The organism is Sandaracinobacter neustonicus, assembly GCF_006385875.1.
Taxonomy (GTDB): Bacteria; Pseudomonadota; Alphaproteobacteria; order Sphingomonadales; family Sphingomonadaceae; genus Sandaracinobacteroides; species Sandaracinobacteroides neustonicus.
This window is the reverse complement of sequence record NZ_VFSU01000028.1, coordinates 115083-131466: the sequence shown is the minus strand read 5'-3', so window position 1 is coordinate 131466 and position 16384 is coordinate 115083. Positions and strand designations below refer to the sequence as shown.

The following is a 16384-nucleotide window of genomic DNA, read 5'->3' as shown; positions in this document are numbered from 1 at the left end:
CTGCCCGAGACCCGGCAGGGGCGTGACGCCCCTGCACCCCCGGACTTTTATGTAGCCCCTCCTCCTTTAGGGGAGGGGTTGGGGTGGGGGCCATCCGCTTGGTGCGAGGCTGGGATTGATTGCCTGCGGCGCTTTTGGGCGTGCTCCACCATCCTCCCCCCAACGTCACCCCGGGCTTGATCCGGGGTGACGTTGGGGGGTTGGTGGAGAGGGTGGCGGTTTTCTCAGGGGCCTTCGACAAGCTCAGGCTGAGCGGGTGGGGAGGGTTTGTTGGTCAGGCCCGGCGTTGCTCCCCTCTCTCCACCTCTCTCCCCAGCGGGGAGAGAGAGCCTCCGGTGCGCCGCAGGCAATCAAAGCTGATTACTCAGACGATGCTGGAATTCGGGCGCAACGCCAATTTTGAGGGTGCAGGGAAATCATTTCCCTGCCCGCCGGAGGCAAAAAACCCGCAGCCCACCCCTCAAGGCGTCACGATCGGGAAATCCGTGGGTGGTGCTTCGAACAGCCCCAGAAACACCGGCAGCAGGTCTGCCCGGCCTTCGATCTGCGGGGGTGGGCCGCTGGCTCCTGCCCCGGCGATGGCGCGCAGGAAGGTGGCTCGGGGCATGGTGACGGTCACGTCGGCGGTATCTGCCACGTCGGATTCGTGGATCATCACGCCGTTGCGGATGGTGATGAAGTGGCGTTCGGCCACGTCCGGCAACACCAGCGCCACGGTGAAGGGGGTGGCTGGCGCGCGTTCGGGCACCAGCCGCACGGCCATCAGGTCCAGCAGCATGGTGGTGGGGATCAGCCGGGCGATTCCGGTTGCCCCGGTGGAAACGGCGCGGGGGCCGTTTTCCAGTTCGGTCGCGGCTGTCAGATACATGTTGCGCCACAGTGAGCCTTCGGCGGCGTAGGCCATCTGGCGGTAACTGTCTGCCAGCAGCGCCTTGGCTTCGGGCGTGGACGCGCCGGAAAAGACGAGGTGATCCAGCAGCGTCGCGGCCCAGCGGTAATCGCCTTGGGCCACGGCAACTTTGGCGAGCGCGATCACGCGGTCCGGCCCACCCAGCGCCTCGACATAATGCTTGCCCAACGCTTCGGGCGGGTAGGGGTTCAGATCGGCGGGGTTGCCGGAATACCAGCCGAGATAGCGCTGATAGACCGCCTTCGAATTGTGGTTCATCGTGCCATAATAGCCCCGGTTGAACCAGCGCGCCTTCAGGGCGGGCGGCAGATCGATGGCCTCCGCGATCTCGTCCTTCGTCAGCCCCATGTTCATCAGCCGGACGGACTGGTCGTGCAGATATTTGTAGGCATCGCGGTGGCTGGCGATGAAATCGGCGACGACGGGCTGGCCGAAACGCGGCCAGCCATGGCTGGTGACGAGGATGTCGCTTTTGCCGCCCCACAGCCTCAACGCCACGGTCAGCTGATCCGCCCAGGCCTTGGAATCGCGCACCAGCGCGCCTCGCGGGGTGAGGATATTGTGCATGGTGGGGTTGGCGTTTTCCGCGAGGTGCAGGATGCGGAACTGCGGCAGATAGAAGTTCATCTCCGCCGGGGCCTCTGTATCGGGCGTCAGCTGGAATTCAAACTGCACACCGTCGATGCGGCGGGTGTCTCCGGTGGCTTTCACGGACTCGTTGGGCGGGATCAGGCCGATGCTGCCACCGGAAGCAGCCGGGCCGATGCCCGCCGTCACCCGGCCGTCTGGCGCGAACGGCAAGGTCGCGCCGAACTGGAAGACGGCGCGGCGGCCCATGGCGTTTCCGGCGATCACATTTTCGGCGACCGCATGTTCAAGGAACCCCTCCGGCGCGAGGATCGGGATGGCTTTCGCCTCTGCCTCGGTGATCACGCCTGCCGCGCCGCCGAAATGGTCGGAATGGCTGTGGGTATAGATCAGCCCCGTCACCGGCCGGTCGCCCAGCTTCTGCCGCACCAGTTGCAGCGCGGCGCGCGCGGTTTCGGCGGAGAGCAGCGGATCGACGAGGATATAGCCGGTGTCGCCGCGAATGATCGTCATCACCGAAAGATCGAAGCCGCGCACCTGCCACACCCTGTCTGACACGCGGAACAGGCCATGCTTCGCCAGCAGCAGGGAATGCCGCCACAAAGAGGGGTTCACGCTGGCGGGAGCGGGGCCTTTCAGCCGGTCCAGCGCGGCGAAATCCCATGCGATGCCCTTACCATCATCCCGGGGGATGGTGGGCGATGGCCATGTGCCCAGAAATCCGCGCGCGGCGAAGTCGGCATCCTGCCCGTCATCCGCCGGAAGCGAGGCCGCCATGGCCGCGTTCGCCGCACGCGTGGAGGCGGAAACCGCCTGCGCCGCGCCCGGCCCGCCGTGCAGCAGCGACGCCGCCACCATCAGCCCCATCCATCCCCGCTTCATGCCTGCTTCTCCTCCGCAACGCCCCATTTTTTGTCTTAAATCATGCCGGTTTCCGGCTATGCCTGATATATTCGATGATGAGCAGGCGGTTCGTCCGAAACTGGGCACTGGCAAGCGCTCGCCTGCCCGGCTAGCAGTTCAAACCGGCTCTGATGGGAGGAAACGCGATGAAGGCGATTCTTGTGGCTGTTGGCCTTGCAGTTTCGGCCCCGGTTCTGGCGCAATCCGCCACCATTTACCGCGATACGAACTTCAGCGGCCCGGCGGTCGCGGTAGACCGCGCCAACGCCGACATGCGGCTGAACTTCCAGGTCAACTCCATCCGCATCGCCAGCGGAGAGTGGGAGCTTTGCCCCGAACCCAACTTCCGCGGTCGCTGCCTGACGGTGACGCGCTCCAACGCCGATCTGCGCCGCGCCTTCGGCTGGCCCGGGCGGCTGCAATCGATGCGGCCCACCGGCAGTTGGGGTGGCGGGCCGGGAGGCCCCGGCGGACCCGGCGGCGGCCCCATCACCGGCCAGCGCCTGAAGGGCATGGCCTCTGAATATTTCCCCGCCCCCCGGCAGGGCAATTCCCGGGTGCTGGCCTGCCGCAACGGCTCGGCCACGGCGACGTGCGCGGCGCAGACGGCGGATCGCTTCTGCGTGGATGCGGGCTGGCGCGGGGCTGCCTATCAATTGATGGAAACGGAAAACCGCCGCGTCTATCTGGCCGATGTCCTTTGCGTTCGAACGGGATTCTGAACCGATGAAACTGCTGCTGCCAGCCCTTGCCCTTTCCTGTGTCGCGGCCGCCCCGGCAGCCGCGGAAATCGCCATGTTCAGCCAGCGCAACTTTCAGGGCGCGCGCTATTCGCTGGAAGCGGAAAGCGCGAATATGAACTTCTCGCCCCGCTCCGTGCGGGTGCTGGAAGGGCAGGCATGGCAGATCTGCCCCCGCCCCTTCTTCGGCGGGGATTGCCGCACCATTCACGAATCCAATCCCAAGCTGAACCTGCCACGCGCCTTTTCCGGCATGGTGCGTTCGGCGCGACCGTTGCCGATGGCCGCGACGGCCAAGCCTGCCCCGCCCGTGCATGTCGCGCCACCGAAGCCCGCGCCGGAGGTAAAGCCCAAGCCGGACGAGCCGAGCAAGCATCATGAAGCTGCCAAGCCGGATGAGGCGAAGCCCGCCGACAGCAAGCCCAAGGCCTGACAAGCCGCGCACATGTTTCGTGAAGCCGCCGCCGCGCAGGATTGGGCCGCCATCGCCGATTGGCTGCGGCCCCGCGGCATCGAACTGGATGCCGCCGAAGCGCCGCGCCAGTTCGCGGGCGGGCTGGCGAACCTGAACTATCTGGTGCGCGCGAACGGCAAAGCGGCGGTGTTCCGCCGCCCCCCGGCCGGGCCGCTGGCACATGGCGCATCAGACATGGCGCGCGAGGCCCGCGTGCTGACGGCGCTCAACCCGCTGTTTCCGCTGGCCCCGCGCAACCTTGCCTTTTGCGACGATCCCGCCGTGATCGGCGTGCCGTTCCAGCTGCTGGAATATCGCCCCGGGCTCGCCATCGGCGGAGAGCTGCCGCCGGGCCTGACTGCGACAGACAGCGGCTGGCTGATCGAGGCGATCACCGGCACGTTGGCCCGACTGCACGCGCTGGAGCCGGAGGCGGCGGGCCTTTCCAATCTCGGCAAGACCACGGGCTTTGCAGAACGGCAGCTGAAGGGCTGGACGAAGCGCGCCGAAGCCGCCTTCGCAGCGGAGGCCCCGCCCGCGCTTGCGCCGTTGCTGGCACGGCTGGGAGCGCTGCTGCCGCCTGATCCGCCCGCGCGGCTGCTGCACATGGATGCGAAGTTCGACAATCTGCTGGTCGATCCTGAATCCCGTACACCCACGGCCCTGATCGATTGGGACATGGGCACGCTGGGCCCGCCCGCCTTCGATCTGGCGGTTCTGCTGTCTTACTGGATCGAGCCGCGGGACCCGGCGGAAACCCATGCGCTGAACGCCATCCCCTCGCTGTCGCCCGGCTGGCCGGGGCGCAAGGCCGCCGTTCAGGCCTATGCCCGCGCGGCCGGAGATATCCCGCCGCATCTGGGCTGGCATCTCGGCCTCGCGCGGCTGCGGCTGGCGACGGCATGGATGCAACTCTATCGCTTGTGGCAGCAGGGAGGGCTGGCCGGGAGCCGCTATGCGGGCTTCGCATCCCTTGCCGGGGCGATCCTCGCCCAGGCGCTCGACCAGTTTGAGGACCGGCCATGATCGACTTTTCCATTTCCCCCGAACTTGCGGCACTCGCCGCGCGCACCCGGAAGTTCGTGATTGACGAGATCGTCCCTTATGAACGCGACCCGCGCCTGACTCAGCACGGCCCAACGGACGAGCTGCGGCAGGAGATGGTGGAAAAGGCCCGCGCGGCCGATCTGCTCTCTCTGCAATGCCCCACCACTTTCGGCGGCAAGGGGCTTTCCCACATCGAAATCGCCGTGGTGCTGGAAGCCTCGGGCTGGTCCACCCTTGGCCCGGTGGCGATGAACTGCGCCGCGCCGGACGAGGGGAATATGTATATCCTTTCGAAAATCTGCCGCCCCGATCAGGCCGAACGCTGGCTGAAGCCGGTGGTGCAGGGGCACCAGCGCTCCGTCTTCGCAATGACGGAGCCGGAGGGTGCCGGTTCTGATCCGGCGCAGCTGAAAACAGAGGCCCTGTTCGATGGCAGCCACTTCACCATCAACGGGCTGAAATGGCTGATCACCGGGGCCAACGGCGCGAAAACATGGATCATCATGGCCCGTGTTCTCCCCAATTCGCATGGGCCGGATGGCCCCACCCTGTTCCTGTGCGATGGCGACACGCCGGGAATCGAGATCGAGCGGGTGATGAACTCGATGGACCGCAACTATGTCGAAGGGCATGGCGTGGTGCGCTTCAACAATCTGAAGCTGCCCGCCAGCGCGCTGCTGGGTGAGGTGGGGCAGGCGTTCCGCTATGCGCAGATGCGGCTGGCACCCGCGCGGATGACGCACTGCATGCGCTGGCTGGGGGCAGCCGCCCGCGCGCACAGCATCGCCATCGAGCATGCCCGCACCCGCACCGCGTTTGGCAAACCCATCGGCGAGCATCAGGGCGTGTCGTTCATGCTGGCCCAGAATGAGATCGACCTGAAAGTGAGCCGCCTGCTGACATGGCAGACCGCATGGCTGATGGATCAGGGCATTAAGGGCCGCCACGAAAGCTCCATCGCAAAATCCGAAATCTCCGAACGGCTGTTCCAGGTGACGGATCGCTGCGTGCAGGTGCTGGGCGGCATCGGCGTGACGGACGAAACCGTCGTGGAAATGATCTATCGCGACATGCGCCCGTTCCGCCTGTATGATGGCCCCACCGAAGTGCATAAATATGCCATCGGCCGGCAGATCCTGCGGCAAGGTTCGGAATTCGAAGCCACGCCCACGGCCGACGGGCTGCCCATCCCCTATGTGAAAGCCGCCGAATAGTGAGCACTGCCGTCTGGAAGGGCAAGTTTCTGGAAGCCCATGTCGCGCCATGGGGCGATGGCGGGCAGTGGGAGTTTGTGAAGCGCGCGCGCGGCATTCAGGCGGCCGTGATCGTTGCCCTGACAGATTTGCACGAACTGGTGCTGGTGGAACAATATCGCGCGCCGCTGGGCTGCCCCTGCATCGAGTTGCCCGCCGGATTGGTGGGCGACGAGACCGAGGGCGAGGATGTGTTCGACAGCGCCCGGCGCGAGCTGTTCGAGGAAACCGGCTTCGAAGCGGAGACTTGGGAAGCCTTCGGCGAATTCGCCTCTTCGCCGGGCATGGTGGGGGAGATTTTCCACCTCTACCGCGCCACCCGGCTGACCCGCACGGGGCCGGGCGGCGGGGTCGATAATGAGGGAATCGTGCCGCATATCGTGCCGGTCTCGCAGATTCCGTCGTTTATCGAATCCGCGCGGGCGCGAGGGTGTGCGATTGATACGCGGCTGTTGATCGGGCTTTCGCTGGTTTAAGCGCGGTTGCCCGCGCGGCGCAGCAATTCCACCCGGATGGCACTGGCGAGCGGGGTGCTGCGGGCTTCGTCCAGCGCGGTGATCCAGCCGGTTGGGGTGATGTTGTCGGCCGCGACGGCGGCGTCGAACGCGGCCCAGAATTCGGGTTCCAGCGCGACTGAGGTGCGGTGGCCTTGAATTGTGAAGCTGCGTTTCTTCAGCATGGGGTGGGTATAGCGGCCGGCAGCTTAGCTGCCGAGTCCGCTTTGGTTGGGTGTGGGAAGAAGGAAGAAAAGAAAGAAAAACGCGGGCAAAGCCCGCGCCGTCGGCCGGATATCGGCGATAGAGATCGCCGATTCCGCCGGCCGTGACTTCGGCGAGTCCGGAAGTTAGCGCTTCGCGCTAATTCCGGCCGCCTTTGTCAGTACATATGCTGTCCGCCATTCACACTCATCGTGCTGCCTGTGATAAACCCGGCATCCTCACCCGCCAGAAACACCACTGCCCGTGCGATTTCCTCGGCATGGCCCAGCCGCCCCACCGGGATTTTCGCCACGATCTTTTCCAGCACATCCGGCGGCACCGCTGCCACCATGTCGGTGTCGATATAGCCCGGCGCGATGGCGTTCACCGTCACCCCGAATTTCGCGCCTTCCTGCGCCAGCGCCTTAGTGAAGCCGTGAATGCCGCTTTTCGCAGCCGCATAGTTCACCTGCCCATATTGCCCGGCCTGCCCGTTGATGCTGCCGATGTTGACGATCCGGCCCCAGCCGCGCTGCCGCATGCCCGGGAACACCGCCTTGGCGATGTTGAAGCAGCCGCCCAGATTCACGTCGATCACTTCTTTCCACGCCTCAAAGCTCATCTTCAGCAGCGTGCCGTCGCGGGTGATCCCGGCGTTGTTCACCGCGACATCCACCGGACCAAGCTCCGCTTCGATCGCGGCCACGCCGTCCAGCACGGCCTGATGATCGGCCACGTTGAACTTCCACGCCTTGATTCCGGTGCGCGCGGTGAAGTCCGCCGCCCGCTCATCCGATCCCACATAAACCGCCGCCACGCTGAAGCCCGCAGCCTTCAGCCCCGTGCAGACGGCTTCGCCGATGCCCCGGGTGCCCCCGGTGACCAATGCAACGCGTGCCATGAAACCTCTCCCTATCCTCTTAGCGCCACGCTAGCGACCACGCAGCGCGCGCACAAGTTGCGCATTCGCAGAACGGCTCAACGAATTGCGCTGTCCTGAAACTCGCCCAGCAACTGCTGCAACATGGCAACGCCTTCGTCGGATGCATTGAGGCAGGTCAAGGCGGCGAACTCCTCGCCGCCCGCCGCACGGAATGTCTCGCGCGCGCCGATGGCGATTTCCTCCAGCGTCTCGATGCAGTCCGCAGCAAAACCGGGCGTCAACACCGCCACCCGCCGCGTGCCGCCGCGCGCCATCTCCGCCAGTAACGGCTCGGCATAGGGTTGCAGCCACTCGGCGCGGCCAAAGCGGCTCTGATAGGCCAACGGCATCTCCGCTTCGCTGCGCCCGCACGCCAGCCGCAGCAGTCGCGCCGTTTCCCGGCAATGCCGTTCATAGGGATCGCCGCGTTCCACGCTGCGTTTGGGCAGGCCGTGGAAGCTCAGCAGCACCGCTTCGGGCACAAAATCGAGCGCCGCCAGCTGCCGCTCCAGCGAGACTTTCAGCGCAGCAATATAGGCGGGATGGTCATAATAGGGCGGCAGCACATGCAGCGCAGGCTTCCAGCCCTGCCGCCCGAGTTCGCGCGCCAGTTCGTCCTCAACGGTGCCCGTCGTCGCGCCCGCATATTGCGGGTAAAGCGGTGCAGCAAAGATCCGCTCGCAGCCCGCCGCGCGCAGCCTCTCCAGCCGCTCACCGATGGAGGGCGTGCCATATCGCATCGCCCAATCCACCACCACATCCGCGCCGAACGCCCCCTCCAGCGCCGCCGCCTGCGCGCGGGTGATCACCTTCAGCGGGCTTTCATTCGCCTGCCTGTCCCAGATTTTCGCATAGTTGGCGGCAGAGATTTTCGGCCGCGTGCGCAACACGAACAGCTTCAGGATCGGCTGCCATATCAGCGGCGGAATCTCCACCACCCGCCGGTCGGACAGGAACTCGTCCAGATACCGCCGCACAGCCTCCTCGGTCGGCGCATCCGGCGACCCCAGATTAATCAGCAGCAATCCCGTCCGCCCGCTTGCCATCAGGCGGTATAAGCTTTCGCCAGCGGCAGTTGCCGCACCCGCTTGCCGGTCGCCGCCGCCAGCGCGTTGGCGAGTGCAGGCGCAGCGCAGGGTAGGCCCGGCTCGCCCACGCCGCCCAGCGGGCCGTCGCTCGGCACGATCACGGTTGCCAGCCGATGCGGCGAATCCGCCAGCTTCAGCACCTCGTACATGTGGAAATTCCGCTGCTCCGCTTCGCCCTCGGCGAAGGTCACTTCCTCGCCCAGCGCGGCAGACAGGCCCATGATCGCCGCGCCTTCCAGCTGCTGCCGCACGGAATCGGGCGCGATGGCGCGGCCGCAATCCAGCGCGCTCACCACTTCCAATATCTGCACCCGCCCGCCGACAACGCCCGCCGTCACCACCATCGCCGCTATGGAGCCGAAGCTTTCATGCAGCGCGATTCCGCGCGCGAAGCCCTTGGGCGCGGCCTCGCCCCATTTGCCATGATCGGCCGCCGCCTTCAGCACGGCGGCATGGCGCGGCTTGTCTGTCAGATGCGCCAGCCGGAACGCCAGCGGATCGGCCCCGGCGGCGGCTGCCAGTTCGTCCATGAAGCTTTCCACGATGAAGCCGGAAAAGCTGTGCCCCACGGATCGCCAATACCCCAGCGGCGCGGGCTGCCCCACCGGCACATGGATGGCGCGGAACGCCTCCACCGCATAGGGGATTTCGGCCAGCCCCTCGATGTCGCCGGCGTTGGGCTTGTCCTCGTCGCTCGCCATCATCGGCAGGTTGCGCTGCGCGAAGCTGTTGCCCAGCGCGGGCACGGCGATCCGGCTGTCCCAGCCGATCAGCTTACGGTCCGCCGTCAGCACCCCGCGCAGCTTCGCCTGCACCGGCGGGCGGAAACGGTCGGTGCCGATATCCTCCTCCCGGCTCCAGATCAGCTGCACCGGCTTGCCCACCGCCTTGGCGATCAGCGCCGCCTCCACCATGGCGTCCGGCTCCGCCTTGCGGCCGAAGCCGCCGCCAAGGAAGGTGGGGTGGATCACCACAGCATCGGCTTCCAGCCCCAGCGCCTCGGCCACCTGCCAGTGCGCCAGCGTCAGCGATTGTATCGGCCCCCACACCTCTGCCCGTCCGCCGACGATGCGCGCCGTCGCCGTCATCGGCTCCATGCAGACATGCGCCAGATAGGGCAGGCCGTAATCCGCCACGATCACCGTGCCGTCTGCCGCCGCCACATCCCCGTGCGAGGCCACCTCTTTGCCGCCATCTCCGGCAGCCGCCTTCGCCAGTTCCTCGGCGATCCACGACCCGGCCTTACGGCCCGAAACGCTGAAGCTCGCCTCCACGCTGTCCAGCGCGCGCCGGGCTTCCCACGTCGTCAGCCCCGTTGCCGCGACCCAATTCGGCCCCTTCACCAACGCCACGCCCTTGGGCGCAGACGCCGCTGCAAGGCTGCCGCCCACCGGCCCGTGCCGGATCGCCGCATAGACCATCCCCGGCAGCCGCACGTCCGCACCGAAGCGGGCAGACCCATCCACCTTCAGCGGCAGGTCCAGCCGGGGCAGCGGCTTGCCGTCCAGCGGCCGCGTCGCCACGGCGCGCAGCACCGGCGCGGGTGGTTCCTTATCCGGATCAACCAGTTTCGCCGCCGCGCCAAACGGCATGCGGTTCGCCTTGTAGACGATGAAGCCATTCTCGCTGTGCACTTCGCTGGCGGCCACGCTCCATTCTTCGGCGGCCGCCGCCTCCAGCCGCGCCCGCGCTTCCGCTGCTGCTGCGCGCAACTGGTCATGATAGCTGCTGATGCTGTTGCTGCCGCCCGTCAGGTGCAGGTTCAGGCGGCGGATCGCCTCCTCGCCCAGCCGTTTGCCAAGGCCGCGCACCACGCCGGGCAGCCCGCCCGTCATCGCGCCCGCAATTCCCACATTGGCATAGGCCGGATGCCACGGCGCAGGCTCCACCGCCATCATCTGCCAGTTCGCGCCCAGTTCATCGGCCACGATCTGAGCAAAGCCGGACATCACGCCCTGCCCCATTTCCGCCTGCGGCACCGGCACCGTCACCCGGCCGTCCGGCCCGATCTTCACCCACGGCCCCAGCAGCGTTTCGCCTTCGCCCGCTTCCCATGCGTTGGGCCAGCTGCGCGGCCATAAGGCATAGCCCACCACCAGCCCAAGCGTCGCCCCCGCGCCGATCAGGAACCCCCGGCGAGAGGGCACGAACCGGGATTTGCGAGGCGGCGCGTCTGGCGGTGTCTTCAGCATGGCGGGACTTTACGCGCGAAACTCATGCGCCGCGAATGAAATCCTTCAGCGCCGCGATCAGCTCGGGCTGGGCATAGGGCGAAATCGCCCCGGAAGGCTGGCGCGCTTCGGCCAGAAGCCGGTCGATCATCGGCCCCACGTCCGGGGCTTCCGCCGCCACATGCAGCCCGCCGCGCCCGGCGAAACGAGCGGCGGTGGCCAGCTGATGCTCGTTGCGATGCTCCCCCAACGCGGCGCGGCGCGCCATCATCAACAGCGGCTTCGCCATCGTCAGCGCGGAAATGATACTGCCCATCCCGGCATGCGCCACCAGCAGGGAACAGCTTTCCAGCCGCTCCTGAAACTCGTCGGCGGAAATGAACAGTTCGTAGGGGAAGTTGCGCGGCTTGTAGCTGCCCGCCTCCAGCCGTCCCAGCTGGCCGAACACCGGCACATCATGCGCGCCCGCCCATTCGTCCACCGCTTGCACCAGCCGGTCGAACGGCTCCTGCGTGCCCACTGTCAGGAAAATCAAAGCACCGCCCCGCGATAAAGTGGCCCGCCCGGCTTCGCCACCTCGGGCCATTGCGTCAGGAACAGGTCCGCGTGCGGCCCTGCCTTTTCGCCGGAGAGGGAAAGTTCGTCACCATTGGCGATGCTGTCGATCCAGCAGGTGCGCGCGCCCGTCAGCCGCCCCACCCGGATGGCGAAATAGCCGACGCTCGCGCCCGTCGTTACGATCACATCCGGCCGCAATTTCAGCAGCAGCGCCACCACTTCCAGCATCTGCTTCACCAGCTTGGCCTTGGTCCAGCGGTTCGCGTCGGTGATCGCGGTATAGCTCGCCACCGGCTGCCCCAACCGCTTCGCCGCTGCGTTGAGCCGCGCTTCATGATCGGCGCTGGTGCAGGCCCAATGCACCTCGCACCCCTCGAACGCGGGCATCAGCCGGTTCAGCTGCACCCAATGCCCCCCGGTGGAGGAAATCGCCAGAACACGGGTCATGCGAAGGCCCTACTCATGAAAAAGCCTGCAGCCCCGTCTGCGCCCGGCCGAGGATCAGCGCGTGCACGTCATGCGTGCCTTCATAGGTGTTCACCGCCTCCAGATTCATCACATGGCGGATCACGCCATATTCGTCTGACACGCCATTGCCGCCGTGCATGTCCCGCGCTTCGCGGGCAATGGCCAGCGCCTTGCCGCAATTGTTGCGTTTCAGGATGGAGATCGCCTCCGGCGCCAGCTTGCCTTCGTCCATCAACCGGCCTGCGCGCAGCGCCAGCAGCAGCCCCAGCGTGATTTCCGTCTGCATGTCGGCCAGCTTCTTCTGCACCAGCTGGGTTGCGGCCAGCGGACGGCCGAACTGCCTGCGCTCCAGCGTGTAGGTCCGGGCGGCGTGCCAGCAATATTCTGCCGCCCCCATCGCCCCCCAGCCAATGCCATAGCGAGCGTTGTTCAGGCAGCCGAACGGCCCCTTCAGCCCGTGTACATTGGGCAGCAGCCGGTCCGCCGGAATCTCCACATCGGCCAGCACGATCTCGCCCGTCACCCAGGCGCGCAAGCTGAACTTGCCTTCGATCTTCGGCGTGGAGATGCCCTTGTCCCCGCGCATCAGCACGAAGCCGCGAATCTGCTCGCCCTTGCCGTCGCCCAGATCGCACTTCGCCCACACCACGAACAGATGCGCATAGGGGCTGGAGGTGATCCACATCTTCGCGCCGTTCAGCCGGAAGCCGTCCGCCGTTTTCACCGCGCGGGTGGTCATCCCCGCCGGGTCCGATCCGGCGTCCGGCTCTGTCAGGCCGAAGGCGCCGATCCATTCGCCGCTGGCCAGCTTCGGCAGCCACGCCTGCCGCTGCGCTTCGGTGCCATAAGCCCAGATCGGATACATCACGAGGGAGGATTGCACCGAAAAGGCCGAGCGATAGGCCGAATCCACCCGCTCCACCTCGCGCGCGATCAGGCCATAAGCGACATAGGAGACGCCCGCGCAGCCATAGCCATGGATGGTCGGCCCCAGCAGCCCGGCTTCGCCAAAAGCCTTCATCAGCGCCGGATCGCTGGTTTCGTGGCGGTTGGATTGCTTCACGATCGGGGCCAGATGCTGATCCGCGAAGGCGCGCGCGGTGTCGCGCACCATGCGCTCCTCCTGCGTCAGTTCCTGTTCGATCAGCAGCGGATCGGCCCAGTCGAACCCCGGCCATGGCTTCGCGGGCGAAGCCCTGTTCCCGTCCGCTCCGGTTTCCGGCGCACTCGCGTTCGCAGCAGCCATGCCCCTTGATCCTTCCATCAAACCCCTTCGCCCGTTACGACAGCGCGGCGCGGGTGCCAAGGCGCTTCGCCCATGCTAGGGCGCAGCAGATGCACGCGCCCGCCGAATCTCCGAAACCCACCCTTGGCTTCATTCTACTCGCTGGCGCGCTCACCGCCTTCGGGGCAGTCTCCATCGATTTCTATCTGCCCGCACTGCCGGATATCGCCCGCCACTTCGGCGCGACGGCTGCTGCCGCGCAGCTGACGATGTCCGCCTTTCTGGCCGGGATGGCGATCGGCCAGCTGGGCTGGGGGCCGCTGGCGGATCGGGTCGGCCGCCGCCCGCCGCTGTTGGCCGGAATCCTGATCTATACGCTTGCTTCGCTGGCGCTGACGCGAGTGCCCGGCATAGAGGCGCTGTCGGCGGGCCGTTTCGTGCAGGGGCTGGGGGCGAGCGCCGGGCTGGTGATCGCCCGCGCCGTGATCCGGGACAGGTATGACACCATCGAATCCGCCCGGCTGTTCAGCCTGACCTTCCTTGTGCTGGCCATCGCGCCGATGCTTGCCCCCACCGCCGGGGCATGGCTGCTGGCGCATGCCGGTTGGGAATCGATCTTTCTGGTGCTGGCGGCGTTCGGGCTGATCGTGGGGGTGTCTGTGCTGTTCGGCCTGCCGGAAAGCCGCAGCGCCGCCACCGCCGAACAGGCGGCAGGGGAAACCCCGCTGCAAAGCTATGCCGCCGCGCTGAAGAACCGCCGCGTGCTGGCGTTCGTGGGGGCGGGGGCCTTCAACAGCGCCGCGCTGTTCACCTATGTCTCGGCCTCTCCCGCGCTGTTCATCGAACATTATCGCCAGCCGCCGTCTGCCTTTGGCGGAATCTTCGCACTGAACGCGCTGGGGCTGGTGATCGCCTCGCAACTGAACCGGGCGGCGCTGAGCCGCTGGCACCCGGCCGTGGTCGCCCGCTGGGGCTCGGCTGCGGCGCTCGGCTTCGCCACGCTGTTGCTGCTGCTGTCTCTGGCGGGGGTGGACAGCATGATCGTCACCATGGGCTTCCTGTTCTTCGGGCTGGGCAGCTATGGTTTTGTGTCCGCCAACGCCTCGGCGCTGGCGCTGGGGGCGATGCCGCAGCGCGCGGGCTCCATTTCCGGGCTGATCGGGGCGGGGGCCTTCCTGTTCGGGGCGCTGGCGAGCGCCATCACTGCGCCCTTCGCGGCCTCCGGCCCGCTGCCGATGGCGGCGGCGATGGCCATGGGCTTTCTGGGGGCGATGCTGTGCATCCGCCTCGCCATCCGGTCATGACAGGCTGGATTCCCATCAACCGGGGACTCGCCATTCACACCGACGAGATCGGGCTGCGCTTCGTCCGCGCCTCCGGCCCGGGCGGGCAGAATGTGAACAAGGTCTCCACCGCGGTGGAACTGCGCTTCGATCTCGCCAATTCGCCCTCGCTGCCGGATGCGGTGAAGGCGCGCGCGGCCGCGCTGGCGGGTTCGCGCTTCACCGATGCGGGGGAAATCCTGATCTTCGCGGAGCGCTTCCGCACGCAGGCGATGAACCGGGAAGATGCGATCCAGCGGCTGATCGAGCTGCTGGCAAAGGCGGCAATCGCCCCCAAGGCGCGCCGCCCCACCAAGCCCGGCAAGGCCGCCAAGGCCCGGCGGCTGGATGGGAAAAAGCGCCGGTCAGACGTGAAGTCCAACCGCAGCCGCCCCGTTTCGGATTGAAGCCGCACCCGTCAATTTTTTGACGCCACAGCGCTGCCGGGCGTCAACCATCTGACGCCGCAGCCCTTTCACAAGCGCACTCTCCCTAGGGGCGGCCAGTTGGCACGCCCCTTGCTTCTCCCTGTTCACGGCCGATCCCCGAAAAGCTTGCCTGCCCTTTGCAAGCGGTTCGGCCAAGTGCCCGCCGGGTTTGCGACCCCCCGGCGGGCACCTTCGGGGCCCGCCTTTTCCCCTGTGGAACGGGCCGGGCAGCTTCGGGGGCGGGGGACATAAAAAACAGGATGGGAAGCAAATGACGGACACGCAAAGGGATCAGGAAGCGCTCGGCCGCCAGTTCGCGAATCTCCTCGCCGCACCACCGATGCAAGGCCCTGTCGCGGCCGATCCGCTCAGCCGCAGCCTGCTCGCCCTTGCCACGCAGGCCGCCCGCTCCAGCGCAACCATTCTTGTCACCGGCCCGTCCGGCGCGGGCAAGGATGTGATCGCCCGCTTCCTGCACGCTGAGAGCCAGCGCGCGGGTGCCCCCTTCCTCGCGCTCAACTGCGCCGCCCTTCCCGAAGCGATGCTGGAAAGCCTGTTGTTCGGCCACGAACGCGGGGCCTTCACCGGCGCGCTGGCCGCCGCGCCCGGCCTGTTCCGCGCGGCAGGTGCAGGCACATTGTTTCTGGACGAGATCGGCGAATTGCCGCTGCCGCTGCAAGCCAAGCTGCTGCGCGCCATCGAAGCGCGCGAAGTGCTGCCGCTGGGGGCGACCGCTCCGGTGCCGTTCGAAGCCCGGCTGATCGCCGCCACCAACCGCGATCTGCAAGCCGAAGCCCGCGCGGGCCGCTTCCGCGAGGATCTTTACTGGCGCCTCTCCGTCTTCCCGCTCGCACTGGCGCCGCTGGCGGATCGCCCGGCGGATATCCTGCCGCTTGCCGCGCACATGCTGCGCGACGCGCAGGCCGCTCTCTCCCCGGCGGCGCTCGGCGCGCTGGTGCGCCACCCGTGGCCCGGCAACGTCCGCGAACTCGCCAACCGCATCGAACGCGCCCGCATCCTCGCAGGCGACGGCCCCGTGACGGATGCGCATCTGGACATCCCCGCCGCGCCCATCGCCACCATCGCCCTGCCCGGCCAGATGCGCCGCCACGAAGCAGACGCGCTCTCCCGCGCGCTGGCCGAAACCGGCGGACGCCGCCGCGAAGCTGCGCGGCGGCTGGGCATTTCCGAACGCGCGCTGCGTTACAAGCTGGCCGCACAAGAGGGCCGCCCCCGCGCCAGCGCCGGTGCAGGCGCACCGGCATGAGCCTGCCCCCCATCGGAACGGGCGCGAACATGGGGCTTTCCGGCGTGCTGCAACTGCGCGCGGAAATCCTGCAGAAAAGCCAGTCGCTGGGCAACGCCGCCGCACCCGCCGAGGCGCAACCCACCGGATTCGGCGGGGCGATGCAGGATGCCCTGAAAGCGGTGGACAAGATGCAGGCGCAAAGCGGCGCAGACGCCGCCGCGTGGGAAAAAGGCGAAACGCAGGACATCGCCGCCGTGATGCTCAGCCGCCAGAAGGCCTCCATTGCGTTTGAGGCCACCTTGCAGGCCCGCAACCGCCTGCTGTCGGCCTATCGCGACATCATGAACATGCCGGTGTAAC

Annotated in this window: 17 protein-coding genes; 9 read left to right on the top strand and 8 right to left on the bottom strand. The window is 67.2% G+C overall.

The genetic code is table 11. From position 1 onward, the window contains the following. Window positions 1-460: 460 nt before the first annotated feature. Window positions 461-2380 (bottom strand): alkyl/aryl-sulfatase, encoded by a 1920-nt coding sequence (locus FJQ54_RS12205; protein ID WP_140928691.1) that lies wholly within the window; start codon window positions 2378-2380, stop codon window positions 461-463. Between the two features lie 167 nt (window positions 2381-2547). Here FJQ54_RS12205 and FJQ54_RS12200 point away from each other — a divergent pair, with 167 nt between their 5' ends. The 5 genes from FJQ54_RS12200 to FJQ54_RS12180 are packed head-to-tail and all read left to right on the top strand — an operon-like array spanning window position 2548 to window position 6371. Beyond that, a complete protein-coding gene (locus FJQ54_RS12200) occupies window positions 2548-3123 on the top strand; it encodes a beta/gamma crystallin-related protein (RefSeq protein WP_140928690.1) in 576 nt (191 codons plus the stop codon). Between the two features lie 4 nt (window positions 3124-3127). Then, window positions 3128-3574 (top strand): beta/gamma crystallin-related protein, encoded by a 447-nt coding sequence (locus FJQ54_RS12195; RefSeq protein WP_181160138.1) that lies wholly within the window; start codon window positions 3128-3130, stop codon window positions 3572-3574. A 12-nt stretch (window positions 3575-3586) separates the two neighbouring features. Beyond that, entirely contained in the window at window positions 3587-4621 is a 1035-nt protein-coding gene (locus FJQ54_RS12190) for a phosphotransferase family protein (RefSeq protein WP_140928688.1), read from the top strand. Continuing rightward, window positions 4618-5856, top strand: a complete 1239-nt coding sequence (locus FJQ54_RS12185) for an acyl-CoA dehydrogenase family protein (protein ID WP_140928687.1) — start codon at window positions 4618-4620, stop codon at window positions 5854-5856. Before FJQ54_RS12190 ends, FJQ54_RS12185 begins: the two co-directional genes overlap by 4 nt. Beyond that, the gene (locus tag FJQ54_RS12180) at window positions 5856-6371 is read left to right on the top strand and encodes an NUDIX hydrolase (protein WP_328592180.1); all 516 of its coding nucleotides are present in this window, start codon (window positions 5856-5858) and stop codon (window positions 6369-6371) included. Before FJQ54_RS12185 ends, FJQ54_RS12180 begins: the two co-directional genes overlap by 1 nt. Here the strand turns inward: FJQ54_RS12180 and FJQ54_RS12175 are convergent. The 7 genes from FJQ54_RS12175 to FJQ54_RS12145 all read right to left on the bottom strand — a co-directional run bounded on the left by FJQ54_RS12175 (window position 6368) and on the right by FJQ54_RS12145 (window position 13046). Continuing rightward, window positions 6368-6574, bottom strand: a complete 207-nt coding sequence (locus FJQ54_RS12175) for a ribbon-helix-helix domain-containing protein (RefSeq protein ID WP_140928686.1) — start codon at window positions 6572-6574, stop codon at window positions 6368-6370. The two genes, FJQ54_RS12180 and FJQ54_RS12175, sit on opposite strands and share 4 nt — an antisense overlap. Before the next feature lie 197 nt (window positions 6575-6771). Beyond that, window positions 6772-7494 (bottom strand): acetoacetyl-CoA reductase, encoded by a 723-nt coding sequence (gene phbB / locus FJQ54_RS12170; protein WP_140928685.1) that lies wholly within the window; start codon window positions 7492-7494, stop codon window positions 6772-6774. Window positions 7495-7571: 77 nt separating this feature from the next. Beyond that, window positions 7572-8561, bottom strand: a complete 990-nt coding sequence (gene hemH / locus FJQ54_RS12165; protein ID WP_140928684.1) for a ferrochelatase — start codon at window positions 8559-8561, stop codon at window positions 7572-7574. Next, window positions 8561-10795: a xanthine dehydrogenase family protein molybdopterin-binding subunit gene (locus FJQ54_RS12160; protein WP_140928683.1), complete on the bottom strand. Its 2235-nt coding sequence runs from the start codon at window positions 10793-10795 to the stop codon at window positions 8561-8563. The genes hemH and FJQ54_RS12160 overlap by 1 nt, the downstream gene beginning before the upstream one ends. 22 nt (window positions 10796-10817) lie before the next feature. Then, window positions 10818-11309, bottom strand: a complete 492-nt coding sequence (locus FJQ54_RS12155) for a glycosyltransferase (protein ID WP_181160137.1) — start codon at window positions 11307-11309, stop codon at window positions 10818-10820. Beyond that, window positions 11306-11779 (bottom strand): UDP-N-acetylglucosamine--LPS N-acetylglucosamine transferase, encoded by a 474-nt coding sequence (locus FJQ54_RS12150; RefSeq protein WP_140928681.1) that lies wholly within the window; start codon window positions 11777-11779, stop codon window positions 11306-11308. The genes FJQ54_RS12155 and FJQ54_RS12150 overlap by 4 nt, the downstream gene beginning before the upstream one ends. A 13-nt stretch (window positions 11780-11792) precedes the next feature. Continuing rightward, window positions 11793-13046: an acyl-CoA dehydrogenase gene (locus FJQ54_RS12145; protein ID WP_140928680.1), complete on the bottom strand. Its 1254-nt coding sequence runs from the start codon at window positions 13044-13046 to the stop codon at window positions 11793-11795. A 5-nt stretch (window positions 13047-13051) separates the two neighbouring features. Between FJQ54_RS12145 and FJQ54_RS12140 the strand changes: the two genes are divergently transcribed. From FJQ54_RS12140 to FJQ54_RS12125, 4 genes are all read left to right on the top strand, one after another. Then, on the top strand, window positions 13052-14329 hold the full coding sequence (locus FJQ54_RS12140; protein WP_181160136.1) for a multidrug effflux MFS transporter: 1278 nt from the start codon (window positions 13052-13054) through the stop codon (window positions 14327-14329). Continuing rightward, the gene (arfB, locus tag FJQ54_RS12135) at window positions 14326-14754 is read left to right on the top strand and encodes an alternative ribosome rescue aminoacyl-tRNA hydrolase ArfB (protein ID WP_140928678.1); all 429 of its coding nucleotides are present in this window, start codon (window positions 14326-14328) and stop codon (window positions 14752-14754) included. Before FJQ54_RS12140 ends, arfB begins: the two co-directional genes overlap by 4 nt. Window positions 14755-15046: 292 nt before the next feature. Next, window positions 15047-16042 carry a sigma 54-interacting transcriptional regulator gene (locus FJQ54_RS12130; RefSeq protein ID WP_140928677.1) on the top strand — a complete coding sequence of 332 codons (996 nt, stop codon included), beginning with the start codon at window positions 15047-15049 and terminating at the stop codon, window positions 16040-16042. Next, window positions 16039-16383, top strand: a complete 345-nt coding sequence (locus tag FJQ54_RS12125) for a flagellar hook-basal body complex protein FliE (RefSeq protein ID WP_140928676.1) — start codon at window positions 16039-16041, stop codon at window positions 16381-16383. Before FJQ54_RS12130 ends, FJQ54_RS12125 begins: the two co-directional genes overlap by 4 nt. The last annotated feature ends 1 nt before the right edge of the window (window position 16384 follow it).

What these genes read in the sequence shown, in the direction of transcription:
- FJQ54_RS12190 (WP_140928688.1), top strand. Translation starts at nt 3,587, where the DNA reads ATGTTTCGTGAAGCCGCCGCCGCGCAGGATTGGGCCGCCATCGCCGAT.
- FJQ54_RS12175 (WP_140928686.1), bottom strand. Translation starts at nt 6,574, where the DNA reads ATGCTGAAGAAACGCAGCTTCACAATTCAAGGCCACCGCACCTCAGTC.
- FJQ54_RS12205 (WP_140928691.1), bottom strand. Translation starts at nt 2,380, where the DNA reads ATGAAGCGGGGATGGATGGGGCTGATGGTGGCGGCGTCGCTGCTGCAC.
- FJQ54_RS12150 (WP_140928681.1), bottom strand. Translation starts at nt 11,779, where the DNA reads ATGACCCGTGTTCTGGCGATTTCCTCCACCGGGGGGCATTGGGTGCAG.
- FJQ54_RS12130 (WP_140928677.1), top strand. Translation starts at nt 15,047, where the DNA reads ATGACGGACACGCAAAGGGATCAGGAAGCGCTCGGCCGCCAGTTCGCG.
- FJQ54_RS12200 (WP_140928690.1), top strand. Translation starts at nt 2,548, where the DNA reads ATGAAGGCGATTCTTGTGGCTGTTGGCCTTGCAGTTTCGGCCCCGGTT.
- FJQ54_RS12185 (WP_140928687.1), top strand. Translation starts at nt 4,618, where the DNA reads ATGATCGACTTTTCCATTTCCCCCGAACTTGCGGCACTCGCCGCGCGC.
- FJQ54_RS12125 (WP_140928676.1), top strand. Translation starts at nt 16,039, where the DNA reads ATGAGCCTGCCCCCCATCGGAACGGGCGCGAACATGGGGCTTTCCGGC.
- arfB (WP_140928678.1), top strand. Translation starts at nt 14,326, where the DNA reads ATGACAGGCTGGATTCCCATCAACCGGGGACTCGCCATTCACACCGAC.
- FJQ54_RS12160 (WP_140928683.1), bottom strand. Translation starts at nt 10,795, where the DNA reads ATGCTGAAGACACCGCCAGACGCGCCGCCTCGCAAATCCCGGTTCGTG.
- FJQ54_RS12195 (WP_181160138.1), top strand. Translation starts at nt 3,128, where the DNA reads ATGAAACTGCTGCTGCCAGCCCTTGCCCTTTCCTGTGTCGCGGCCGCC.
- FJQ54_RS12145 (WP_140928680.1), bottom strand. Translation starts at nt 13,046, where the DNA reads ATGGCTGCTGCGAACGCGAGTGCGCCGGAAACCGGAGCGGACGGGAAC.
- phbB (WP_140928685.1), bottom strand. Translation starts at nt 7,494, where the DNA reads ATGGCACGCGTTGCATTGGTCACCGGGGGCACCCGGGGCATCGGCGAA.
- hemH (WP_140928684.1), bottom strand. Translation starts at nt 8,561, where the DNA reads ATGGCAAGCGGGCGGACGGGATTGCTGCTGATTAATCTGGGGTCGCCG.